General features: G+C 63.9%; 19 protein-coding genes. 11 read left to right on the top strand and 8 right to left on the bottom strand.

Features of this window, described 5'->3' with window-relative positions:
* Window positions 1-130: 130 nt before the first annotated feature.
* Window positions 131-2,005 carry a methyl-accepting chemotaxis protein gene (locus HU748_RS00670; RefSeq protein WP_186718807.1) on the bottom strand — a complete coding sequence of 625 codons (1,875 nt, stop codon included), beginning with the start codon at window positions 2,003-2,005 and terminating at the stop codon, window positions 131-133.
* 170 nt (window positions 2,006-2,175) lie between these two features.
* Here HU748_RS00670 and HU748_RS00675 point away from each other — a divergent pair, with 170 nt between their 5' ends.
* Window positions 2,176-3,651, top strand: coding sequence for a helicase HerA-like domain-containing protein (locus tag HU748_RS00675; RefSeq protein ID WP_186718808.1), 1,476 nt, complete (start codon window positions 2,176-2,178; stop codon window positions 3,649-3,651).
* A gap of 58 nt (window positions 3,652-3,709) precedes the next feature.
* On the opposite strand, the gene HU748_RS00680 is transcribed toward HU748_RS00675, so the two are convergent.
* Both HU748_RS00680 and HU748_RS00685 read right to left on the bottom strand, forming a co-directional pair.
* Window positions 3,710-5,182, bottom strand: coding sequence for an inorganic phosphate transporter (locus HU748_RS00680; protein ID WP_186667292.1), 1,473 nt, complete (start codon window positions 5,180-5,182; stop codon window positions 3,710-3,712).
* Window positions 5,183-5,497: 315 nt separating this feature from the next.
* Window positions 5,498-5,698 (bottom strand): hypothetical protein, encoded by a 201-nt coding sequence (locus HU748_RS00685; RefSeq protein ID WP_081255307.1) that lies wholly within the window; start codon window positions 5,696-5,698, stop codon window positions 5,498-5,500.
* A gap of 415 nt (window positions 5,699-6,113) precedes the next feature.
* Between HU748_RS00685 and pcaR the strand changes: the two genes are divergently transcribed.
* The 9 genes from pcaR to pcaC all read left to right on the top strand — a co-directional run bounded on the left by pcaR (window position 6,114) and on the right by pcaC (window position 15,817).
* A complete protein-coding gene (gene pcaR, locus HU748_RS00690) occupies window positions 6,114-6,983 on the top strand; it encodes a pca regulon transcriptional regulator PcaR (RefSeq protein ID WP_186667291.1) in 870 nt (289 codons plus the stop codon).
* 301 nt (window positions 6,984-7,284) lie between these two features.
* Entirely contained in the window at window positions 7,285-8,631 is a 1,347-nt protein-coding gene (locus tag HU748_RS00695; protein WP_063545964.1) for an MFS transporter, read from the top strand.
* A gap of 328 nt (window positions 8,632-8,959) precedes the next feature.
* A complete protein-coding gene (locus HU748_RS00700; RefSeq protein WP_186667290.1) occupies window positions 8,960-9,808 on the top strand; it encodes a CoA transferase subunit A in 849 nt (282 codons plus the stop codon).
* On the top strand, window positions 9,805-10,584 hold the full coding sequence (locus tag HU748_RS00705; RefSeq protein ID WP_186667289.1) for a CoA-transferase subunit beta: 780 nt from the start codon (window positions 9,805-9,807) through the stop codon (window positions 10,582-10,584). The genes HU748_RS00700 and HU748_RS00705 overlap by 4 nt, the downstream gene beginning before the upstream one ends.
* Window positions 10,581-11,786 (top strand): 3-oxoadipyl-CoA thiolase, encoded by a 1,206-nt coding sequence (gene pcaF, locus HU748_RS00710; protein WP_186719098.1) that lies wholly within the window; start codon window positions 10,581-10,583, stop codon window positions 11,784-11,786. The genes HU748_RS00705 and pcaF overlap by 4 nt, the downstream gene beginning before the upstream one ends.
* A 173-nt stretch (window positions 11,787-11,959) precedes the next feature.
* Window positions 11,960-13,249 carry an MFS family transporter gene (locus HU748_RS00715; RefSeq protein WP_186711881.1) on the top strand — a complete coding sequence of 430 codons (1,290 nt, stop codon included), beginning with the start codon at window positions 11,960-11,962 and terminating at the stop codon, window positions 13,247-13,249.
* Between the two features lie 9 nt (window positions 13,250-13,258).
* Window positions 13,259-14,611 carry a 3-carboxy-cis,cis-muconate cycloisomerase gene (locus HU748_RS00720; protein WP_186718809.1) on the top strand — a complete coding sequence of 451 codons (1,353 nt, stop codon included), beginning with the start codon at window positions 13,259-13,261 and terminating at the stop codon, window positions 14,609-14,611.
* An 11-nt stretch (window positions 14,612-14,622) separates the two neighbouring features.
* A complete protein-coding gene (pcaD, locus tag HU748_RS00725) occupies window positions 14,623-15,414 on the top strand; it encodes a 3-oxoadipate enol-lactonase (RefSeq protein WP_186718810.1) in 792 nt (263 codons plus the stop codon).
* 10 nt (window positions 15,415-15,424) lie between these two features.
* The gene (gene pcaC / locus HU748_RS00730) at window positions 15,425-15,817 is read left to right on the top strand and encodes a 4-carboxymuconolactone decarboxylase (protein ID WP_186718812.1); all 393 of its coding nucleotides are present in this window, start codon (window positions 15,425-15,427) and stop codon (window positions 15,815-15,817) included.
* Between the two features lie 115 nt (window positions 15,818-15,932).
* Here pcaC and HU748_RS00735 read toward each other — a convergent pair whose 3' ends face one another.
* Window positions 15,933-16,457 carry an Mpo1-like protein gene (locus tag HU748_RS00735; protein WP_186718814.1) on the bottom strand — a complete coding sequence of 175 codons (525 nt, stop codon included), beginning with the start codon at window positions 16,455-16,457 and terminating at the stop codon, window positions 15,933-15,935.
* Window positions 16,458-16,549: 92 nt separating this feature from the next.
* On the opposite strand from HU748_RS00735, the gene HU748_RS00740 reads away from it, so the two are divergent.
* On the top strand, window positions 16,550-17,245 hold the full coding sequence (locus HU748_RS00740; protein WP_054894503.1) for a Crp/Fnr family transcriptional regulator: 696 nt from the start codon (window positions 16,550-16,552) through the stop codon (window positions 17,243-17,245).
* Here HU748_RS00740 and HU748_RS00745 read toward each other — a convergent pair.
* The 4 genes from HU748_RS00745 to ttgB all read right to left on the bottom strand — a co-directional run bounded on the left by HU748_RS00745 (window position 17,145) and on the right by ttgB (window position 24,401).
* Window positions 17,145-18,128 carry a LysR family transcriptional regulator gene (locus tag HU748_RS00745; protein WP_186718816.1) on the bottom strand — a complete coding sequence of 328 codons (984 nt, stop codon included), beginning with the start codon at window positions 18,126-18,128 and terminating at the stop codon, window positions 17,145-17,147. The two genes, HU748_RS00740 and HU748_RS00745, sit on opposite strands and share 101 nt — an antisense overlap.
* 139 nt (window positions 18,129-18,267) lie before the next feature.
* A complete protein-coding gene (locus HU748_RS00750; RefSeq protein WP_186718823.1) occupies window positions 18,268-19,521 on the bottom strand; it encodes an OprD family porin in 1,254 nt (417 codons plus the stop codon).
* A 285-nt stretch (window positions 19,522-19,806) separates the two neighbouring features.
* A complete protein-coding gene (locus tag HU748_RS00755) occupies window positions 19,807-21,252 on the bottom strand; it encodes an AdeC/AdeK/OprM family multidrug efflux complex outer membrane factor (RefSeq protein WP_186667281.1) in 1,446 nt (481 codons plus the stop codon).
* The gene (ttgB, locus tag HU748_RS00760) at window positions 21,249-24,401 is read right to left on the bottom strand and encodes a multidrug efflux RND transporter permease subunit TtgB (RefSeq protein ID WP_186667280.1); all 3,153 of its coding nucleotides are present in this window, start codon (window positions 24,399-24,401) and stop codon (window positions 21,249-21,251) included. Before ttgB ends, HU748_RS00755 begins: the two co-directional genes overlap by 4 nt.
* Between the last annotated feature and the right edge of the window lies 1 nt (window position 24,402).

The raw sequence follows: 24,402 nt of genomic DNA on the forward strand, positions 1-24,402 counted from the left end.
GACCGACGGTGACGCGCCTAAAGGTTGACCTTTATGAAGGATAGTTTGTTCGATCGGGATTGGGCGGCGGGGCGCCACGCTGTGGGGGCAGGCAGGTCGGGACGAACCACCGCACCCACAGGGGCTGCATTCAGATACGGAAACTGCCCACCAGTTGCTTGAGGCGCGTGGCCTGCTGTTCCAGGTCGGAGCAGGCGCGCAGGGTGGCCTGCAGGTTTTCCACGCCCTCCTGGTTGAGGGTGTTGATCTCGTTGATGTCCATGTTGATCGACTCCACCACCGAGGTCTGTTCCTCGGTGGCGGTGGCCACCGACTGGTTCATGCCGTCGATCTCGCCAATGCGCTGGGTCACACTGCCCAGGCGCTCGCCGGCCTGGTTGGCGATCTGCACGCCGTCCTGGCTGTGGCGTTGACTCTGGTCCATGGTCTCGACCGAGGTGCGGGCGCCGACCTGCAACTCCTCGATCATCCCCTGGACCTGCTGCGCCGATTCCTGGGTACGGTGGGCGAGGTTGCGTACCTCGTCGGCCACCACCGCGAAGCCGCGGCCGGCCTCACCGGCGCGGGCGGCTTCGATGGCCGCGTTGAGCGCCAGCAGGTTGGTCTGCTGGGAGATGCTGGTGATGACCTCAAGGATCTGACCGATGTTGACGGTCTTGTCGTTGAGGGCCTCGATATGCGCGCTGGAACTGACGATCAGTGCCGACAGGCGGTTCATCGCCTGGATATTGTGTTCGACCACCTGCTGCCCTTCTTCGGCGAGCAATCGCGCGGAGCTGGCATGTTGCGAGGCTTGTGCGGCATTGCCGGCGATTTCCTGGGCCGCGGCGCCCAGCTCGTTGATGGCCGCCGCGACGCTGTTGGTGCGGTTGGCCTGCTCGTCGGAGTTGAGCATCGAGGAGTTGGAGGCGCTGACCACCCGCAGCGCCACTTCGTTGACCTGATCGGTGGCCGAGGAGACTTCGCGAATCGAGCTGTGCACCCGTTCGACGAAGCGGTTGAATGCGCTGCCGAGCACACCGAACTCGTCATGGTTGTGGATGTTCAGGCGCTTGGTCAGGTCGCCTTCGCCTTCGGCGATGTCTTCCATGGCGCGGGTCATGGTGTGCAGCGGTTGCATCAGTATGCGGATCAGCAGGCCGAGCAGGGCGATGATGATCACCACCGCCACCAGCGTGGCAATCACCGCCGAGTTGCGGAAGGTGCTGAGCATGCTGAAGGCCTTGTCCTTGTCCACCGACAGGCCGATGTACCAGTTGGCCGAAGGCAGGCCTTTGATGGGGGTGAAGGTGAGCAGGCGCGCCTTGCCGTCGACCTGCACTTCGGTCAGCTCGCGAGACAGTTTCGGGGTGTTCTGCGGGAAGGCCTCCGACAGCGATTTCATCACCAGGGCATTGTCCGGGTGCACCAGGATCTTGCCCTGGTCGTTGACCAGGAACGCGTAACCCATGCCGCCGAAGTTCAGCGAGTCGATGATCTGTACCAGGCCGTCCAGCGCCAAGTCGCCGCCGACCACGCCGACATCGCTGGAGACCTTGTCGAGGATGCCGATGACCATCTTGTTGGTGGTCATGTCGATGTAGGGTTCGGTGAGAAGGGGACCGCTGGCGGCCATCCCGTCCTTGTACCAGGGGCGTACGCGCGGGTCGTAGCCGTCGGGCATCTTGCTGTCGGGGCGCACGCTGAAGCCGCCGTCGACCTTGCCCAGGTAGACCGTGAGGAAGCTGGAGATCAGCGCCTGTTGGCCCATCAGGGTTTCGGCATCGGCCGGATGCTGGGCGATATTCTGCGCAAGGTTTTCCACCAGCCGGATCCGCCCTTCGAACAGGTTGCGGATCGTGGTGGACGTGGACTGGCCCATTTCTGCCAGGTAACTCTCCAGATTGGCGCGAATGGCATTACGCTGGAGATAGTCGTTGTACAAGGTGAACAGCGCAAAGGCCAGTATCACGATCAGAGAGGCCGCCAAGAGAATCTTGTGGCTGAAACGAAGGCTTTTGTTCATGACGTCGTCGGGTCCGCTAAGGTTTTATCGGGTCGCTCGCACGAAGCACAGCAGAAAACAGTGCAACAATCCGGTTGGAGCCTTGGTCGGTTGTTTCCTGTATTTCGGGTCAATATCGCCTCTGCATATCGGCCGCTTTTAGGCAAAGCTTGAGAAGAGGATGAAATAAGATGTCGGATTCTTCGCAAATCGTTGTAGGTGCCAGTCTAGACGGCTTGCCGGTCGGTCAAGCCATGCGCTTGGCCAACCGCCATGGACTGGTCGCCGGAGCGACCGGCACCGGCAAGACCGTGACCCTGCAGCGTCTGGCCGAGGTGTTCAGCGACGCGGGGGTGGCGGTGTTCGCCGCAGACGTGAAAGGAGACCTGTGTGGCCTGGGGGCGGCGGGTTCGCCCCAGGGCAAGGTGGCAGAACGCATTGCCGGGATGCCGTGGCTCGCCCACCAGCCCAAGGCCTATCCGGTGAGCCTGTGGGATATCGCCGGGCAGAGTGGTCATCCGTTGCGCACTACCCTCAGCGAAATGGGCCCGCTGCTGCTGGGCAACCTGCTTGAACTGACCGACAGCCAGCAGGCGGCGCTCTATGCGGCGTTCAAGGTTGCCGACCGCGAGGGCCTGTTGCTGCTCGACCTGAAAGACCTCAAGGCGTTGCTTGGGCATCTGAAGGACAACCCGCAGTTGCTGGGCGAGGACAGCGCACTGATGACCACCGCTTCGACCCAGGCCTTGCAGCGACGCTTGGCAACGCTGGAGCAGCAGGGGGCCGAGGCGTTGTTCGGTGAGCCGGCGCTGCAACTGGAGGATCTGCTGCGGGTCGATGGCGATGGTCGCGGGCGCATCCACCTGCTTGACGCCAGCCGCCTGGTGCATGAGGCGCCGAAGGTCTATGCGACCTTCCTCCTGTGGCTGCTGGCCGAGCTGTTCGAGCAACTGCCGGAGCGCGGCGACGCCGACAAGCCGGTGCTGGCGCTGTTTTTCGACGAAGCGCACCTGCTGTTCAACGGCACTCCCAAAGCCCTGCAGGATCGTCTGGAGCAGGTGGTGAGGCTTATCCGTTCGAAGGGTGTGGGGGTGTACTTCGTTACCCAGTCCCCGGGCGACCTGCCCGATGCCGTACTGGCGCAGCTGGGCTTGCGCATCCAGCACGGGCTGCGGGCCTTCACTGCCAAGGAGCAGAAGTCGCTCAGGGCCGTGGCTGACGGCTTTCGTCCCAATCCAGCGTTCGATACCCTGGCGGTGCTCACCGAACTGGGGATCGGCGAGGCGTTAGTGGGCACCTTGCAGGACAAGGGGACGCCAGAGATCGTCCAGCGCGTGCTGGTGGCACCGCCGCAATCGCGGATCGGCCCGCTGACCACGGCGGAGCGCAGTGCACTGATCGCGGCATCGCCCCTGGCGGGGCGCTATGACAAACCCATCGACCGTGAGTCTGCCTACGAGCTGCTGACCCGGCGCAAGGGCGAGCCGGTGGAGCCGGTGCCTCAGCCCAAGGTTGAGACGGACAGTCTGGCTGACAAGGCGGGAGAGTTCTTGCAGAGCGCGGCAGGGCAGGCGATCAAGTCGGCGGTACGCCAGGCCGCCAACCAGCTGGGCAGGCAACTGGTGCGGGGCTTGATGGGGTCGTTGCTGGGGGGCAAGAAGCGCTGAGTTTTCCCAAGGCATGAAAAAGGCGCCGTCGCGGGCGCCTTCTTCAATGCTGCAGGTGTCAGCCGATTGCTTTGGAGGCAAGCCAGAACAGGCCGGCCGCCAAGCCCATCGAGGCTGGCAGGGTCAGTACCCAGGCCAGCAGGATGGTCTTCACCGTGCCGCCTTGCAGGCCGCTCTTGTTGGCGACCATGGTACCGGCAACACCCGACGACAGTACGTGGGTGGTCGAGACCGGCAGGCTGAACACGTTGGCCATGCCGATCGCGCAAGCCGCGGTGATCTGTGCCGACATGCCCTGGGCGTAGGTCATGCCTTGCTTGCCGATCTTCTCGCCGACAGTCAGTACCACACGCTTCCAACCGACCATCGTGCCCAGGCCCAAGGCCAGGGCGACGGCGACGATCACCCAGAACGGGGCGTATTCGGTGGTTGCGGTCAGGTCCTTGCGCAGTTTTTCCAGGTCGGCCTTCTCGCGGCCATCCAGCCCTGGCAGCTTCCCGACCTTTTTCGCGGTGTCGTCCAGGCAGAGCAGGTAACGACGTACTTCCACACGCTGTTCGGCGCTCAGGTCGCGGTAGTCGGTCACGCCCTGGAGCGAGGTCTGCAGCGCGGCAATGGTCGGCTCGGTCTGTTGCGGGTTGCAGCTGAACTGCTCCGGCAGGTCGGTCGACTTGGCCTTGCCCAGCGCCAGGAACTCGCCAAGCGTGGCGGCATTGCGCTGGTAGAACTGGCTCATGTGCAGGGTGGCGTCGCGGGTACGCTCGATCTGGTAGGTGGTGCTGTTCAGGTCGAGCACGAACTTGGCCGGGACGATACCGATCAGCACCAGCATGATCAGGCCGATGCCTTTCTGGCCGTCGTTGGAGCCGTGCACGAAGCTCACGCCCATGGCCGAGATCACCAGCACCAGGCGGTTCCAGAAGGGCGGATGCTTCTTGTCGTCGAGCTTGCGGCGCTGTTCGGGGGTCTTGTGCATCTTCGACAGCGGGCGCCACCATTTCAGGCCAATCAGCACCAGTGCGGCGACGGCGAAGCCGGCCATCGGCGAGACCACCAGCGACATGGCGATGTCGATCGCTTTCTGCCAGTTCACGCCGTCACCCAGCGGGATGTCGCTGAGCAGCGCGTTGGCCAGGCCAACCCCGAGAATCGAGCCGATCAGGGTGTGCGAGCTGGATGCCGGGATACCGAAGTACCAGGTGCCCAAGTTCCAGGTAATGGCGGCGGCGAGCAGGGAGAAGACCATGGCCAGGCCGTGCCCGGTGTTCACGTTGATCAGCAGCTCGACCGGCAGCAGGTGCACGATGGCGTAGGCCACCCCGACACCGCCGAGCAGAACCCCGAGGAAGTTGAACACACCCGAGAAGAACACGGCCAGGTGCGGCGGCATGGCTTTGGTATAGATGACGGTGGCTACCGCGTTGGCGGTGTCATGAAAGCCATTGATGAACTCGAATGCGAGCACGAAGGTGAGGGCGAGCACCAGGCTCACGGCTACCCAGGCATCCAGTCCGCTGAATAAATCGATCATGAAGGTTTTCTGGCGGTCGTAGGGGGGCCGGATTATGCCAGAAAACCATGGCAATCGATGCACCCGTGACAGACAGATGGCAGCTTTTCTACTGCTGCCACGACGGTTCGTCGGTAGGGAACGAGGCGGAATCGACGAACAAAAAAGCGTTAATTCCGGTTAAATACCGCGAATTGGCGATTAAAAGAAGGGTTTTTCAAGATTAAAACGGTCGTATGAAATTTGTGTAATTCCATTTCATCATCGGCTGCGGCATAAGAACGCGTGGCGCCAGGGCGTTCAGCACCGTGGCGCGCTGCGATCAGGCCCCGAGGCTCAAGGCTCTTCGGGGCGCCGTTCCTTTTCCATCTTTTCCAGTTCCTCGGAGAAGGCTTGGTCAAGGAGGCTGGCACGTTTGCGCCAGGGTTTGCGTTCCGGTTCCGGTTGGGCAGCATAGGTGGTGACTTCACCACCATAAACATCCTTGTAACGTTCTGCCTGGCGCTCGAGTTCGGCGCGCAGTTCATCTTTCGTCACAGTATCGACCTGATAAATTGAAGAGGTTCTCGGTACAGGGCTGTACCACGCGGTGCGTGTGGATCCCTTTCCCATCGTGCGTACAGACCTGAGCGCCGAATTATAACCGTCGAATCAGCAATGGCCACGGCCTTTACTCAAGCCTGATTGTGCAATGGAAAGTTGACCCGTTGTACTTGGGAAGTTGGAGGCGACGTACCGAGTAAAGTTCGGATAAACAGTGCAGAAATGAAAACGGCCTCGCTGGTAAGCGAGGCCGCTGCCTTTAGTCTTCTACGGTGGGTACCTGACCAGTCTCTCCAAAGAAGCCACAAGGGCATGAGAAAGGTATAAGCAAACGTGTCGGCGGTCAATTGCGATTATCGGCCGCTTGTTCGATAATCGCACGAAGCGCCGTTTTTTTTGAGGTCTGCCGATGAACGATGAAACCAACGCTTCCACGCCCAGCGATCCGCAGCGTGCCGTCACGCCCTCCCTGGCCCCGCCGATCGTCGCATCGCCGGCCAAGCGCATCCAGGCGTTTACCGGCGACCCCGACTTCATGACCTCTCTAGCCCGGGGCCTGGCGGTGATCCAGGCCTTCCAGGAGCGCAAGCGCCACCTGACCATTGCCCAGATCAGCCACCGCACGGAAATCCCCCGCGCCGCTGTGCGCCGTTGCCTGCATACCCTGATCAAGCTCGGTTACGCCACCTCCGACGGGCGCACGTATTCGCTGTTGCCCAAGGTGCTGACGCTGGGGCACGCCTACCTCTCCTCGACGCCGCTGGCCGTCTCGGCCCAGCCCTACCTGGACCGTATCAGCGAGCAACTGCACGAAGCGGCGAACATGGCGACCCTAGAAGGCGACGACATTCTCTACATCGCCCGCTCGGCGACGGTGGAGCGCCTGATTTCGGTGGACCTGTCGGTGGGCGGGCGCCTGCCGGCGTATTGCACCTCCATGGGCCGGATTCTGCTGGCGGCACTGGACGACACCAGCCTGCGCGAGTATTTCGAGCGCGCTGATCTCAAGGCCCGGACCAGCCGCACCTTGCATGATCCCGAGTCGCTGTTCGCCTGCATCCAGCAGGTGCGCGCCCAAGGCTGGTGTGTGGTCGACCAGGAGCTGGAGCAGGGATTGCGTTCGATCGCCGTGCCAATCTACGACGCGTCAGGGCAAGTGCTGGCAGCACTGAATGTCAGCACTCACGTTGGACGGGTGACGCGCAATGAACTGGAACAGCGCTTCTTGCCCATCCTGCTGGCGGCCAGCCGTGATCTTTGCCACCAGTTGTTCGGTTGAGCGCCGGGTAGCGCGCCGTTCCGGCAGGTAGATAAGCGGTAAAACCATTCTTGTGCGATAAACGCACAATGTCGCTCCTCGTGAATTGCGCCCGCCGCAGGCGCTGATTAATGTTTCTCGCAACGGTCGGCGCTGCCGACCGGACAATAACAACACGAGACAAGCCCATGACCACTGTCCCTTCGCTGCCTTGCGCAGTTGCATCGTTACCCAGCTGATTTCAACGCCCGTACTGGTTTCCCCAGCCCTGCGCCTTACGTGTCGCAGCGGTGTACCCGCGCCCATCTTCTGGATAACAACAATGAACAAACCGCAAACTGCTGTCGGCAATTGCCTCGATGTACAGTCGTTCATCAACGACCAGCCGCTGTCCCGCTATCAATGGCGGGTGGTGATCCTGTGCTTCCTGATTGTCTTCCTCGATGGCCTGGACACCGCAGCGATGGGGTTCATCGCTCCGGCGTTGTCCCAGGAGTGGGGCATCGATCGCGCCAGCCTCGGCCCGGTGATGAGCGCCGCGCTGATCGGCATGGTCTTCGGCGCCCTGGGTTCCGGGCCGCTGGCCGACCGCTTCGGTCGCAAAGGTGTACTGGTCGGCGCGGTACTGGTGTTCGGCGGCTTCAGCCTGGCGTCGGCGTACGCCAGCAATGTCGATCAACTACTGGTGCTGCGCTTCCTGACCGGCCTTGGCCTGGGAGCTGGCATGCCCAATGCCACGACCCTGCTGTCTGAATACACCCCGGAGCGTTTGAAGTCGCTGCTGGTGACCAGCATGTTCTGTGGCTTCAACCTGGGCATGGCCGGCGGTGGCTTCATCTCTGCCAAGCTGATCCCGGCCTACGGCTGGCACAGTCTGCTGGTGCTGGGCGGCGTGCTGCCGTTGCTGCTGGCGGTGGTGCTGCTGGTGTGGTTGCCAGAGTCGGCGCGTTTTCTGGTAGTGCGCAATCGCGGCACCGACAAGGTGCGCAAGACGCTCGCCCCGATCGCTCCGGCCGTGGTAGCCCAGGCCGCGAGCTTCAGCGTACCGGAGCAGAAGGCCGTGGCTGCGCGCAATGTCTTCGCGGTCATCTTCTCCGGCACCTACGGCCTGGGCACTGTGTTGCTATGGCTGACCTATTTCATGGGGCTGGTGATCGTCTACCTGCTGACCAGTTGGTTGCCGACGCTGATGCGCGACAGTGGCGCCAGCCTTGAAACGGCGGCCTTCATCGGTGCGCTGTTCCAGTTCGGCGGCGTACTCAGCGCCGTGGCGGTAGGCTGGGCGATGGACCGCTTCAATCCACACAAGGTCATCGGCATCTTCTACCTGCTGGCCGGGGTGTTTGCCTACGCGGTGGGTCAAAGCCTGGGCAACATCACCCTGCTGGCCATTCTGGTTCTGGTCGCGGGGATGTGCGTGAACGGGGCGCAGTCGGCGATGCCGTCGCTGGCGGCGCGCTTCTATCCGACCCAGGGCCGTGCCACAGGGGTGTCGTGGATGCTCGGCATCGGCCGTTTCGGCGCGATTCTCGGGGCCTGGAGCGGGGCGACGCTGCTGGGGCTGGGCTGGACCTTCGAGCAGGTGCTGACTGCGCTCCTGGTGCCGGCGGCGCTGGCGACCGTCGGGGTGATCGTCAAAGGCTTGGTGAGTCACGCTGACGCCACCTGATCGAGCATGGGTGGTGACCTTTTCGCGGGCAAGCCCGCTCCCACAGGGGGGGGGCTGCCCCCAAGAAGTTGGACACAAATCCAACCCTTGGGGGCAGTCCAGGGATTGGGATGGCCTTTAGGTTTGAGCAAGACAGTTGCTCCCTGGTGGGAGCGGGCTTGCCCGCGAAAAGGTCACCGCCAGTTATCAGCGATCCCTCATTCAAACCGTTCGATAACCGCACAAAAGGTCGATTATCGGATTGTTTCCCCACCCCCGGTCTCCTTAATCTGAGCCCATCGCAGCGACGCTGCACTCAAACCCGACTCAGCCTGACCAGGAGTCTCCAATGGCAGCAATCCTCTCGCTTCATGATGCCGTGAAGCAGTTCGTCCACGACGGCGACAGCGTTGCCCTCGAAGGTTTCACCCACCTGATTCCGACCGCCGCCGGTCACGAAATCATCCGCCAGGGCAAACGCGACCTCACGCTGGTGCGCATGACCCCGGACCTGATCTACGACCAACTGATCGGTGCCGGTTGTGCGCGCAAGCTGATCTTCTCGTGGGGCGGCAATCCGGGGGTCGGCTCGCTGCATCGCCTGCGCGACGCGGTAGAGAAACAGTGGCCGCACGCGATCGAGATCGAAGAACACAGCCACGCTGACCTGGCCAACGCCTACGTTGCCGGCGCCTCCGGCCTGCCGTTCGCGGTACTGCGTGCCTACGCCGGCTCCGACCTGCCCAAGGTCAACCCGCTGATCAAGTCGGTCACTTGCCCGTTCACGGGCGAAGTGCTGGCTGCCGTGCCTTCGGTTCGCCCGGACGTCACCGTGATCCACGCACAGAAAGCCGACCGCAAGGGCAACGTGCTGCTGTGGGGCATCCTCGGGGTGCAGAAGGAAGCGGCCCTGGCCGCCAAGCGCTGCATCGTCACCGTGGAGGAAATCGTCGACGACCTGCAGGCGCCGATGAACGCCTGCGTACTGCCGACCTGGGCGCTCAGCGCGGTGTGCCTGGTGCCGGGCGGCGCGCATCCGTCCTACGCCCATGGCTACTACGAGCGTGACAACCGCTTCTACCAGGCCTGGGACCCGATCGCGCGCAACCGTGAATCCTTCACGGCCTGGATCGACACCTACATTCGCGGCACCACCGATTTCACCGAATTCAAGCGCAAGCTGGAGGCTGCACAATGAGCTACTCCACCTCCGAAATGATGACCGTGGCCGCGGCCCGTCGCCTGCGTAACGGCGCCGTCTGCTTCGTGGGGATCGGCCTGCCGTCCAAGGCCGCCAACCTGGCGCGCCTGACCTCGTCGCCCGATGTGGTGCTGATCTATGAGTCTGGTCCGATCGGTGCCAAACCGAGTGTGCTGCCGCTGTCGATCGGCGATGGCGAGCTGGCCGAGACCGCTGACACCGTGGTGCCGACCGGCGAGATCTTCCGCTACTGGCTGCAGGGCGGCCGTATCGACGTAGGCTTCCTCGGTGCCGCCCAGGTCGACCGCTTCGGCAACATCAACACCACCGTGGTCGGTGACTACCACGCGCCCAAGACCCGCCTGCCAGGTGCCGGCGGTGCGCCAGAGATCGCAGGCTCCGCCAAGCAGGTGCTGATCATCCTCAAGCAGTCGCCGCGCGCTTTCGTCGACAAGCTCGACTTCATCACCTCGGTCGGGCACGGCGAGGGCGGCGATTCGCGCAAGCGCCTGGGCCTGCCCGGCGAGGGGCCGGTGGGCATCATCACCGACCTGTGCATCATGGAGCCGGAAGCCGGCACCCACGAATTCGTGGTGACCTCCATCCACCCGGGCGTGACCCGCGAACAGATCGTCGCCGCCACCGGCTGGGCGATTCGTTTTGCCGATGACGTGCAGGTCACTGCCGAGCCGAGCGAGACGGAATTGGCCGCCCTGCGTGATCTTGAAGCCCGTACTGCGGCAGCCCATGGCCAGAGCGCAGGAGAAGCCTGATGCGTGACGTATTCATCTGCGACGCGATCCGCACCCCGATTGGCCGTTTCGGCGGCGCCTTGGCTGGTGTACGCGCCGACGACCTGGCGGCGGTGCCGCTCAAGGCGCTGGTCGAGCGCAACCCGCAGGTTCGCTGGGATCAGCTCGACGAAGTGATTCTCGGCTGTGCCAACCAGGCCGGTGAGGATAACCGCAACGTCGCGCGCATGGCGCTGCTGCTGGCGGGCCTGCCCGAGAGCATTCCCGGCGTGACCCTCAACCGCCTCTGCGCCTCGGGCATGGATGCGGTCGGCACGGCGTTTCGCGCCATCGCCAGTGGCGAGATGGAGCTGGCCATCGCCGGTGGCGTCGAGTCGATGTCGCGGGCGCCGTTCGTGATGGGCAAGGCCGAGAGTGGCTATTCGCGCAACATGAAGCTTGAAGACACCACCATCGGCTGGCGCTTCATCAACCCGTTGATGAAGGCCCAGTACGGTGTCGATGCCATGCCTGAGACCGCCGACAACGTTGCCGACGATCACCAGGTCTCGCGTGCCGACCAGGACGCCTTCGCCCTGCGCAGCCAGCAGAAGGCCGCCGCTGCCCAGGCAGCAGGTTTCTTCGCCGAAGAGATCGTGCCGGTGCGCATTGTCCACAAGAAGGGCGAAACCCTGGTCGAGCAGGATGAACACCTGCGCCCGGACACCACCCTGGAAGCGCTGGCCAGGCTCAAGCCGGTCAATGGCGCGGACAAGACCGTCACCGCTGGCAATGCGTCGGGGGTGAACGATGGCGCGGCGGCGCTGATCCTGGCCTCGGCCGATGCCGTGAAGAAACACGGCCTGACCCCACGTGCCCGTGTCCTGGGGATGGCCAGTGCCGGCGTGGCGCCGCGGGTGATGGGCATTGGCCCGGTGCCCGCGGTGCGCAAGCTGACCGAGCGCCTGGGTATCGCCGTGGCTGATTTCGATGTGATCGAACTCAACGAAGCCTTTGCCAGCCAGGGTCTGGCGGTTCTGCGCGAGCTGGGCGTGGCGGACGATGCACCGCAGGTGAACCCGAACGGCGGAGCAATTGCCCTGGGGCATCCCCTGGGCATGAGCGGCGCGCGGCTGGTGCTGACCGCGCTTCACCAGCTGGAGAAGAGCGGCGGGCGCAAGGGCCTGGCGACCATGTGTGTCGGCGTGGGGCAGGGGTTGGCGCTGGCCATCAAACGGGTTTGACCTGTGCCGGCCTCTTCGCGGGCAAGCCCGCTCACGCCATCCTGTGGGAGCGGGCTTGCCCGCGAAGAGGCCGGACCTGCAAGACAAAAGGCTAATGGCCAGACCCCAAGCGGAACGAGAGTGTTACCGGGTATGTCTAGAATTCACGGTAACCTTCGAGGAGTAAGCACGCCATGACCGCAATCCATTACACGGGCGAAGAGCGCAAAAGCCGTATCTTTGCCATCGTCGGGGCTTCTTCCGGCAACCTGGTGGAGTGGTTCGACTTTTATGTCTATGCCTTCTGCGCCATCTATTTCGCCCCGGCGTTCTTTCCCTCCGACGACCCTACCGTGCAACTGCTCAACACGGCTGGTGTGTTCGCTGCAGGCTTTCTGATGCGCCCCATCGGCGGCTGGATTTTCGGCCGCCTGGCCGACCGTCACGGTCGCAAGAATTCGTTGATGATCTCGGTATTGATGATGTGCGCAGGCTCGTTGCTGATTGCCTGCCTGCCGACCTATTCGAGCATCGGCACCTGGGCGCCGGCACTGCTGCTGTTTGCGCGGCTCGTCCAGGGCTTGTCGGTCGGCGGTGAGTACGGCACCACTGCGACCTACATGAGCGAGGTGGCCCTGCGTGGCCAGCGTGGATTCTTCGCCTCGTTCCAGTACGTCACCCTGATCGGCGGCCAGTTGCTGGCGGTGCTGGTGGTGGTGATCCTGCAGCAACTGCTCACCGAAGAAGAACTGCGCGCCTGGGGTTGGCGCATTCCGTTCGTGGTCGGCGCCGTCGCCGCGCTGATCTCGTTGATGCTGCGTCGGTCGCTGAAAGAGACCAGCAATGCCGAAACTCGCCAGGATAAAGATGCCGGCAGCATCAGTGGCCTGTTCCGCAACCACGCCGCAGCCTTCATCACGGTGCTGGGCTACACCGCTGGCGGTTCGTTGATCTTCTACACCTTCACCACCTACATGCAGAAGTACCTGGTCAACACGGCCGGCATGAACGCCAAGAGTGCCAGCTTCGTGATGACTGGCGCGCTGTTTCTGTTCATGATCCTGCAGCCGCTGTTCGGCATGTTGTCCGACCGTATCGGCCGACGTAACTCGATGCTGTTGTTCGGCGCGCTGGGCACTCTGTTCACCGTGCCGCTGCTGATGGCGCTGAAGACCGTGACCAGCCCGTTCATGGCCTTCGTGCTGGTGACCCTGGCGCTGTGCATCGTCAGTTTCTATACCTCCATCAGCGGCCTGGTGAAGGCCGAGATGTTCCCACCTCAGGTCCGTGCCTTGGGCGTGGGCCTGGCCTATGCCGTGGCCAACGCGGTCTTCGGCGGTTCGGCCGAATACGTCGCCCTGGGCTTGAAGACGCTGGGGATGGAGAACACTTTCTACTGGTACGTGACCGCCATGATGGCGGTGGCCTTCCTGTTCAGCCTGCGCCTGCCCAAGCAGGCGGCGTACCTGCACCATGACCACTAAGGACGTTGCATGAGCAACCAACTGTTCGACGCCTACTTCACCGCCCCGGCCATGCGCGAGGTGTTCAGCGACCGCGGCCGCCTGCAGGGCATGCTCGACTTCGAGGCGGCCCTGGCGCACGCCGAGGCCGACGCGGGGCTGGTGCCGCACAGTGCGGTGGTGGCCATCGAGGCGGCGTGCAAGGCCGAGCGCTATGACGTGCAAGCGCTGGCGCAGGCCATTGCAGTGGCTGGCAACTCGGCGATCCCGCTGGTCAAGGCATTGGGCAAGGTGGTCGCCAGTGGCGTGCCTGAGGCCGAGCGTTATGTGCACCTGGGCGCTACCAGCCAGGATGCGATGGACACTGGCCTGGTTCTGCAACTGCGTGATGCACTGGCGTTGATCGAGGCCGACCTTGGAAAGCTCGCCGACAGCCTGGCGCGCCAGGCTCTGCTGCATGCCGACACGCCGCTGGTGGGGCGCACCTGGCTGCAGCACGCCACGCCTGTGACCCTCGGCATGAAGTTGGCCGGTGTGCTCGGGGCGTTGACCCGTCACCGCCAGCGCTTGCAGGAGCTGCGCCCGCGTTTGCTGTGCCTGCAGTTCGGTGGTGCGTCGGGCAGCCTGGCAGCGCTGGGCAGCAAGGCATTGCCGGTGGCCGAGGCGCTGGCGGCGCAACTTGGCCTCGCATTGCCTGAGCAGCCCTGGCACACCCAGCGTGACCGCCTGGTGGAGTTCGCCTCGGTGCTGGGCCTGATTGCCGGCAGCCTGGGCAAATTCGGTCGCGATATCAGCCTGCTGATGCAGACCGAGGCTGGCGAGGTGTTCGAGCCTGCTGCGCCGGGGAAGGGCGGCTCTTCGACCATGCCGCACAAGCGCAATCCGGTGGGGGCGGCGGTGCTGATCGGCGCCGCGACCCGCGTGCCGGGGCTGCTCTCGACGCTGTTCGCCGCCATGCCCCAGGAGCACGAGCGTAGCCTGGGCCTGTGGCATGCCGAATGGGAGACCTTGCCAGACATCTGCTGCCTGGTTTCCGGCGCCCTGCGCCAGGCACAACTGATCGCCGAGGGCATGGAGGTGGACGCCGAGCGCATGCGCCGCAACCTCGAGCTCACCCAAGGCCTGGTGCTGGCCGAAGCGGTGAGCATCGTATTGGCCCAGCGCCTGGGGCGCGACAAGGCCCATCACCTGCTTGAGCAATGCTGTCAGCGCGCGGTGGCCGAACAGCGCCACCTGCGTGCCGTGCTCGGTGACGAGCCGCAGGTCACCGAACAGCTGTCTGGCGAAGCGCTCGACCAGTTGCTCGACCCTGCCCATTATCTCGGCCAGGCCCGCGTCTGGGTGGCGCGTGCTGTGGCCGAACATCAACGCTTCACTGCCTGAAGGAGACCACTGTGGCGCACTTGCAACTGGCCGATGGCGTACTGAACTACCAACTCGAAGGTCCCGAGCACGCCCCGGTGCTGGTGCTGTCCAACTCGCTGGGCACCAACCTGCACATGTGGGATACCCAGATGCCGCTGTGGACCGAACACTTTCGAGTACTGCGCTACGACACGCGTGGCCATGGCGATTCGCTGGTGACCGAAGGGCCGTACAGCATCGAACAGTTGGGGCGTGATGTGCTGGCGCTGCTGGATGCCCTGCAGATCGAGCGCGCGCATTTCTGCGGGCTGTCGATGGGCGGCCTGATCGGCCAGTGGCTGGGCATCAATGCTGGCGAGCGCTTGCAGCGTCTGGTGGTATGCAACACGGCGGCGAAGATCGGCTCGCCTGAAACCTGGAATCCGCGTATCGAAATGGTCTTGCGCGACGGTGCCGAGGCCATGCGTGGGTTGCGCGATGCGTCCATCGAGCGCTGGTTCACCCCAGCGTGGTCGAGCGTGCACGCGGATCAGGTCCAGCGTATCACCGACATGCTCGCGACCACCTCGCCACAGGGCTACGCCGCCAATTGCGGCGCGGTGCGCGATGCCGATTTCCGCGATCAGCTGGGGGCGATCACTGCGTCGCTGCTGGTGATTTCCGGGGAGGCCGACGCGGTGACGCCGCCCTCGGGTGGCCTGTACATTCAGGAGCATGTGGCAGGCGCCGAGTACCAAGGCTTCCAGGCTGCGCACTTGTCCAACGTCGAGGTCGGCGAGCCGTTCAGCCGTCGCGTGCTCGATTTCCTGATGGCTCGCTGAGGACTACGCCATGGATGAGAAACAACGTTACGACGCTGGCATGCAGGTGCGTCGCGCGGTGCTGGGCGATGCCCATGTGGACCGCAGCCTGGAGAAACTCAACGATTTCAATGGCGAGTTCCAGGAGATGATCACCCGCCACGCCTGGGGCGATATCTGGACCCGCCCGGGGTTGCCACGCCCCACCCGCAGCCTGATCACCATTGCCATGCTGATCGGCATGAACCGCAACGAGGAACTCAAGTTGCACCTGCGCGCGGCGGCCAACAATGGCGTGACCCGCGACGAGATCAAGGAAGTGATCATGCAGAGTGCGATCTACTGCGGGATCCCGGCGGCCAATGCGACCTTCCACCTGGCCGAGTCGGTGTGGGATGAGCTAGGGGTCGAGTCGCGTGCCTAGGTCATAGATCGGCGCTGAATGTTTCGCGGGCAAGCCCGCTCCCACAGCTGTACCTGTGGGAGCGGCGGTTCGCCGCTGCGACTTGCCCGCGAAACATTCAGCACTGTTCCAGCGTCTACACAGCCGCCTTCTTCCCGCGCACCGCCACAGGTCCGGCATTGGCCTCCACGGCCTGCCTCAGCCCGGCACACAGCCCAAGCATGAACGCCAGTTCTGCAACCACGAACAGTGGCCCGATGATCAAGCCGCTGACATCGTCGACGAAGGCGGGCTTGCGGCCCTCGTAGGCATGCCCGACGAACTGGATGATCCAGCCCAGCACGAAGGCCCCGAGCCCGGCACTCAGCCACAGCCCTGTGCTTTGCAGCGCCAGCCATTCGCCTGCCCACAGGCACAGCCCCAGCAATATGCCCATGACCAGCCCGAAGCGTAGGTCCAGGCGCAGGTAGAACCATACCGACGCCGCCGCCACCAGCAGCGCTGGCGACAGCCAGACCCCGGCAACAGGCCAGCCGGGTCGTGACAGCAGGATGCTTACCGCCAGCACGATCAGTGGAATGCCGACGAAGTGCGTGGCGATGTTGCGCGGGTCGCGATGATAGGCCGCGTATTGACTCAGGTGTTCGACGAGGTTTTTCATTGTTGTTCCTCCATCAGGGGTAGCGACAGCTTGCCCCGTTCATCCGCCGTCGTCTGTCGCCTGGCCGACAGAGTCCGTTCAGAAGAGGTGTCATGGACAACCCTCAAGCCTGGCGTGCGCAGTTGAGCCACGGCCAGTGGTTTCGGCAGTTGCCCGCTCAGGTTCAGGATAGCCTGCTGGCACTGGCGCGTTCGCGTGAGCTGGCGGCCGGACAGTGCCTGTTCCAGCGTGGTGACCCGCCCTGCGGTCTGTATGCGGTGCTGGAGGGCGCCATGCGCGTCGGCGCGGTCAGCCGTGAGGGCAAGGAAGCGCTGCTGACGCTGGTCGAGCCGCCTTACTGGTTCGGCGAGATCAGCCTGTTCGACGGCCAGCCGCGTACCCACGATGCCTTTGCCGAAGGTGTCACGCAGCTGTTGTGGATACCTCAGGCAGCGCTGCTCGACTGGTTGGCACAGCATCCGCAGCACTGGCGCGACCTGGCCTTGCTGATGAGCCACAAGCTGCGCTGGGTGTTCGTTGCGCTTGAGCAGCAGCACCTGCTGGCCGCGGGGCCGCGTGTGGCCCATCGGCTGTTGCAGATCGCCGAAGGCTATGGCGAGCGCGATGTTGCCCAATGGCGCCTGCAGTTGTCGCAGGAGCAACTGGCGCTGATGCTGTCGCTGTCGCGCCAGACCATCAACCAGATCCTCAAGGCGCTGGAGCAGGCGGGGGTGGTGCAACTGGGCTATGGCGAAGTGCTGATCCTCGATGCGCCGAGGCTGCGTGAGATGGCTGCGCATCCAGGCTGACCAGGGTATCGATCATCGCCCGTGCTGCCGGTGACAGGCGATAGCCGCTGCGGCTGATCACCCCGCAACGCACGCTCAGCACTTCCAGCCCCGGCGGCAGGTTGCGCCAGTGCAGGCGTACCAGGCGCCCGGCGGCCAGGTCCTCGGCCACGGCTTCCTCGCTGGCGCTGCCGAGGGTATCGCTGGCCAGCACCACGCTGCGCAGCACGGCCAGGTGTTCGGTCTGCAGGTGCGGGATGAAGTCGCTGCGTCCGCTGAGGTTGGCCAGGCGCTTGCGTACACCGGGGGTGAGCAGGGCGCTGGCCAGGGGGTAGGCGAACAGGTCGTTGGTCGACAGGCTGTCCTTGGCCAACAGCGGATGGCCGGGGCGGCAGAAGAACAGGCCGGGGCGCGGGTTGAGAGGCTCAGTATGGAAGTTGGGGTCGGCCTCGAAGGGGCGTATATCGTCGACGAAGAACTCGATCTGTTCGCGGCGCAGGGCCTGGCCCAGGCGTTCGGCGTTGTCCACCTGCAGCTCGGTGCGGATCCCCGGATGCCGGGTGATGAACTGCTGCAGGGCGTCGGGCACCAGCCTTGCGGCCAGGGCCGGGCCGCTGCCGAAATGCAGCTCGCCGGCGTCGAGCTTGGTCATCTGCAGCACGTCGTTGCTCAGTTGTGCGGCCCCCTGAACCAGGCGTCGTGCATGTTGCAGCACCACCTGGCCCTCGGGTGTCGGTTGCAGCGTCTTGTTGCCGCGATCGACCAGGGCGCAGCCGAACTCCTGCTCCAGGCCCTGGATGGCGCGGCTGAACGCGGGCTGGGTAATGCCCATGGCTTCGGCAGCGTGGACGAAGCTGCGGTACTCGGTGAGGGCGATGAAATAGCGCAGTTGGCGAAGGTCCATATCGAGATTCTGCGGAGTAAAGAGGGCTCGTTTTAGACCTTGTTACTTATTCCGTCAACGATGGTTTGGTTAGTTACTTAGCTGTTTTTGTTATTTGAAAAGGGGCGGACAAGCCCGCCCCCCAAGCGCGCCGCGACTTTCACAACAGGCTGAACGGATAACTCACGATCAGCCTGTTCTCGTCGAAGGCGTTGGTGCTGAAGTCCCTGCGCATGGTGGAGTTGCGCCATTTCACCGACAGGTCCTTGAACGTACCGGACTGGATCACGTACGCCAGTTCGCTCTCGCGCGCCCATTCCTTGCCGTCGGTGATGCTGCCGACATGCACGTTGTCGCCTTTGATGTAGCGGTTCATCAGGGTCAGCCCGGGTATGCCGACGGTGGCGAAGTTGAAATCGTGGCGCAGTTGCCAGGAGCGTTCCTTGGCATTCTCGAAGCTGGCGTTGTAGCTGTCGTTGGCCAGGGTGCCGCCGCTGGTGCCGTTGACTCGCATCCACTCGTCATCGCCGCTGACCTTCTGCAGGCCGACATAGAACGTATGCCCCTGATAGCGCGCCGAAAGCATGGCCGAGGCGGTGCGGTTGTCCAGCTTGCCGGCACGCTCGGCACCGTCTTCCTTGCCGATGAAGTAACCCAGGTTCGCCCCCAGGGTCCAGTCGCCCAAGGGCTGGCTGTGCACCAGGTTGAAGTACTGCTGGCGGTAGATATCCTTGAGCTGGGCATCCCACACCCCGACCAAGGTGCGCTTGTCGTTGAAGCTGTACTCGCCGCCGGCAAAGTTGAAGCGGTCGGAGGTGAAGCCCGGGCGGCTGGACAGCGCCATATCCTCCATGCTCGCGTCGTTGCGTGGGCTGTTGCCACGGAACTGGCCGGCGTACAGGGTCAGCCCGGTGATCTCCCTGGAGGTGATCTGGCCGCCGCGGAAGGTCTGCGGCAGCGAGCGACCATCGTCAGAGCGCAGGATCGGCAGCACCGGCATCCATTCGCCGACCTTGACTTCGGTCTGCGAAATCCTGGTCTTGAGTGCAACACCCAGGCGACCGAAGTCGTCGGCGGGGCGACCATCGTCGTGCACCGGCAACAGTTGCGTGCCGGCTGTCCCCTTGCCGCCATCGAGCTTGACCGAATACAGCCCCAGCACATCGACGCCAAAGCCGACGGTGCCCTGGGTGAACCCGGAGCGGGCGTCGAGGATGAAGCTTTGCGTCCATTCCTCGGCCTTGCCCTGGGCCTTGGCCGGGTCGACGAAGTTGCGGTTGATGTAGAAGTTGCGCAGGTTGAGGGTGGCCTTGGCGTCTTCCATGAAGCCGCCGTCGGCAGCGAGGACGGGCAGGGCGCAGGACATGGCCAGCAGGCCCGGCAGCAGCGGGCGGGTGGGTTGCAGAATGCTCATCTGTCGTGGATCTCTTGTTTTTATGGGCGAGTCGGAGCGCTGCAGGGTACGAGCCTGCAGGTCGACGCTTTTTTTTGGGATGAACTGTGCAACGTTGCGCAAGCGATGGTGCGCGGAAGGGCGGTGGAGTGGCAATTCGTTGCAAACGGTTGCGGGCGATAATCGAACGCAATGTTCCGGGTGGTTAATTGGGTGGCGGTGTTGGCCCTATCGTCGGGCAATCATCGGCACCGCCAAACAAAAAGCCCACCGCGAAGGGTGGGCTCGATGCTGCTGCCAGGCCAATCAGCCTTTCGGTGTGGCCACCGACGCCTGCTGGTTGGTCTGCTCGTACCAGCCACCGCCAAGCGCCTTGTACAGGTTGACCTCGCTGGTCAGCTGCGACAGGCGATCACTGATCAGCGCCTGCTGGGCACTGAACAGGTTGCGCTGGGCGTCGAGGAAGGTCAGGTTGCTGTCGATACCGATGCGGTAGCGACGCTCGGCCAGACGGTAGTAATCCTGGTTGGCGGCAACCAGGTCACGCTGGGCCTGCAACTGCTCCTCGAAGGTCTTGCGCGCGGCCAGGCCATCGGAGACTTCCTGGAAGGCGGTCTGGATGGTCTTTTCGTACTTGGCGACGTTGATGTCCTTCTGGATCTTCGAGTAGTCCAGGCTCGCCCGCAGGCTGCCGGCGTTGAAGATCGGCAGGTTGATCTGCGGCTGGAACAGCCAGGTCCCCGAACCACCCTTGAACAGCCCGCCCATGTCCGGGCTCAGGGTACCGGCGTTGGCGGTCAGGCTGATGCTCGGGAAGAACGCGGCGCGGGCCGCGCCGATGTTGGCGTTGGCAGCCTTGAGCAGGTGCTCGGCTTCCTGGATGTCCGGACGCCGCTGCAGCAGGTCGGACGGCAGGCCCGCCGGCACGTCGGCCAGCTGGTCGGCGTCGAGCTTCAGCGGCGCCGGCAGGTCGGCCGGTACACCGGTTCCCAGCAGCACGGTGAGGCTGTTCAGGTCCTGCGCCACCAGGCGCTGGTACTGCGACAGCTTGACCCGCGCGCCTTCGACGGCGGTGCGCGCCTGGCTCAGGTCGAGCGCGGAAGCCACACCGACCTCGTTGCTGCGGCGGGTCAGGTTGTAGCTTTCCTCGTAGGTCTTGAGCGTTTCTTCGGTCAGCTTCAGCAGCGCCTGGTCGGCCTGCCAGGTGTAGTAGGCGTTGGCCACGCTGGCCACCAGGCTGATCTGCGTGGAGCGACGCGCCTGCTCGCTGGAGAGGTAGGTCTCCAGGGCCTGCTCGCTCAGGCTGCGCACGCGGCCGAACAGGTCCAGCTCGTACGCGCTGACACCCAGCGTTGCCGAGTACTGGCTGGTGATGTTCGCCTCACCGGTCTGCGACAGGTTGGCCGGAACCCGCTGGCGGCTGCCGCTGCCGGTGGCCGAGACCGCCGGGAACAGGTCGGCGCGCTGGATGCGGTACTGCGCGCGGTAGGCGTCGATGTTCAACGCGGCGACCCGCAGGTCGCGGTTGTTGACCAGCGAGGTCTGGATCAGTTTCTGCAGTGCCGGGTCGTGGAAGAACTGGCGCCAGCCCTGTTCGGCGGCGGCCACGTCGGCCGACTGGGTCGGCGAGTACGCAGGGCCTTGCGGCCACTGCGCGGCCACCGGTGCTTCCGGGGTCTGGTAGTCGGGAATCAGCGAGCAGCCGCCGAGAATGAAAGCGGTTACCGCCAGGGACAACAAAGACTTGGTCATTGCCCAGCCTCATTACGTGGAGTTTCAGGGGTGGCGTCTGCTTTCGGCTCTTTGCTGCCGAACAGCGACGACACTGCTACGAAGAACAGCGGTACCCAGAAGATCGCCAGCACAGTCGCACTGATCATGCCGCCGATCACCCCGGTGCCGATCGCGTGCTGGCTTCCGGCGCCCGCGCCGCTGGCGATGGTCAACGGTACCACGCCGAGGATGAAGGCCAGCGAGGTCATGATGATCGGGCGCAGACGCATACGGCACGCCTCGATCGTCGCATCGAACAGGCTCTTGCCCTGTTCGTGCAGTTCTTTGGCGAACTCGACGATCAGAATGGCGTTTTTCGCCGCCAGGCCGATGGTCGTCAGCAGGCCGACGAGGAAGTACACGTCATTCGACAGCCCGCGCATGCTGGTGGCGATCAGTGCTCCGATGATACCCAGCGGCACCACCAGCACGACGGCGATCGGGATCGACCAGCTTTCGTACAGCGCTGCCAGGCAGAGGAACACGAACAGCAGCGAAAGGGCGAACAGCGCCGGCATCTGCGAACCGGAGAGCTTCTCCTCGTAGGACATGCCGGTCCAGGAGTAGCCGATGCCCGACGGCAGTTCGCCGACGATGCGTTCGACCTCGGCCATGGCCTCACCGGTACTGTAGCCCGGCGCCGGGGCACCGAGGATCTCGACTGCTTCCACGCCGTTGTAACGCGACAGCTTCGGCGAGCCGTAGGTCCATTCACCGGAGGCGAAGGAGGAGAACGGCACCATCTCGCCTTGGCCGTTGCGCACGTACCACTTCTGCAAGTCTTCGGGGCTCATGCGGGCACTGGATTCGCCCTGGATGTACACCTTCTTGACCCGGCCACGATCGATGAAGTCGTTGACGTAGCTGCCACCCAGCGCGATCGACAGGGTGTTGTTGATGTCGGCAATGGTGACGCCCAGGGCACTGGCGCGCTCATCGTCGACGATCAGCTGGTACTGCGGCTCGTCGTTCAGGCCGTTGGGGCGCACCGCAGAGAGGATCTTGCTCTGCGAGGCCTTGGCCAGGAACTGGTTGCGCGCTTCCATGAGCTTCTCGTGGCCGACGCCGGCACGGTCCTGGAGGAACACGTCGAAGCCGGTGGCGTTACCCAGCTCGAGCACTGCCGGCGGTGCGAAGGCGAACACCATCGCATCGCGGAAGCTGAAGAAGTGCTGCTGGGCGCGGGCCGAGAGATTGAACACGCTGTTCTCGGCCGAACGCTCGCCCCAAGGTTTGAGCATGATGAACGCCATGCCCGAGCTCTGGCCACGACCGGCGAAGTTGAAACCGGTCACGGTGAACACCGACGACACGGTGTCGGCTTCGTCCTTGAGAAGGTATTCGCGCATCTTGTCGACGACCACCTGGGTGCGTTCGGCACTGGAACCGGCCGGGGTCTGCACCTGGGCGAAGAGTACGCCCTGGTCTTCTTCAGGCAGGAACGCGGTGGGGATGCGACTGAACAGCCAGATCATGCCCACCACGATCAGCGCATAGGCCAGCAGGAACGGGATCTTGTTGCGCAGGATGGTGCCGACACTGCGCTCGTAGCCCTTTACGCTGCGGTCGAAGTTACGGTTGAACCAGCCGAAGAAGCCGCCCTTGGCCGTGTGGTGCTCGCCCTTCTTCAAGGGCTTGAGCATGGTCGCGCAAAGGGCCGGGGTGAAGATCAGCGCTACCAGTACCGACAGGCCCATGGCCGAGACGATGGTGATGGAGAACTGGCGGTAGATCACGCCGGTGGAGCCGCCGAAGAAGGCCATTGGCAGCAGTACCGCCGACAGCACCAGGGCGATACCGACCAGCGCGCCCTGAATCTGCTCCATCGAGCGCTTGGTGGCTTCCTTGGGCGGTAGTCCTTCCTCGGACATGACCCGCTCGACGTTCTCCACCACGACGATGGCGTCGTCCACCAACAGGCCGATGGCCAGGACCATGGCGAACATGGTCAGGGTGTTGATGCTGAAGCCTGCGGCCGCAAGGATGCCGAAGGTGCCCAGCAACACCACCGGAACGGTCATGGTGGTGATGATGGTGGCGCGGAAGTTCTGCAGGAACAGGTACATCACCAGGAACACCAGGACCACGGCCTCGATCAGGGTGTGGATCACCCCGCTGATCGATTCGGTGACGACCGGCGTGGTGTCATACGGGAACACCGCTTTCACGCCCGGCGGGAAGAACGGTTCCAGGTCGCTGATGGTCTTGCGCAGCGCCTTGGCGGTATCCAGGGCGTTGGCACCGGTCGCCAGCTTGACCGCCAGGCCCGATGCCGGCTTGCCGTTGAACTGCGCGCTGACCGCGTAGTTCTCGCCGCCCAGGCCGACCTTGGCGACGTCGCGCAGGCGTACCTGCGAGCCATCGTTGTTGACCTTGAGCAGGATCTTCTCGAATTGCTCGGCGGTCTGCAGGCGGGTCTTGCCGATGATGGTGGCGTTGAGTTGGGTACCCGGCATGGCGGGCAGGCCACCGAGCTGGCCGGAGGAGACCTGCACGTTCTGCGCGGTGACTGCGGTACGCACATCGACCGGGGTCAACTGGTACTTGTTGAGCTTGGCCGGGTCGAGCCAGATACGCATGGCGTACTGGGCACCGAACACCTGGAAGTCACCGACACCTGCAGTACGCGAGATCGGGTCCTGCATGTTGGAGACGATGTAGTTGGCCAGGTCGTCCTTGGTCATGCTGCCATCTTCGGAGACCAGGCCGATCACCAGCAGGAAGTTCTTCACGGCTTTGGTGACGCGAATACCTTGCTGCTGTACTTCCTGTGGAAGCAGCGGGGTGGCCAGGTTGAGCTTGTTCTGCACCTGGACCTGCGCCGTGTCGGCATTGGTGCCCTGCTCGAAGGTCGCAGTGATGGTCATGCTGCCGTCGGAGTTGCTTTCCGACGATACATAACGCAGGTTGTCGATACCATTGAGCTGCTGCTCGATGACCTGCACCACGGTGTCCTGCACGGTCTGCGCAGAGGCACCCGGGTAGGTGACGGCAATGGCGATGGCCGGCGGCGCAATGCTTGGGTACTGGTTGATCGGCAGCTTCAGGATCGACAAGGCCCCGACCAGCATGATCACCAAGGCGATCACCCAGGCGAAGATCGGGCGATCGATAAAGAACTTCGACATG

Source organism: Pseudomonas sp. RW3S2, from assembly GCF_014268955.1.
Taxonomy (GTDB): domain Bacteria; phylum Pseudomonadota; class Gammaproteobacteria; order Pseudomonadales; family Pseudomonadaceae; genus Aquipseudomonas; species Aquipseudomonas wayambapalatensis.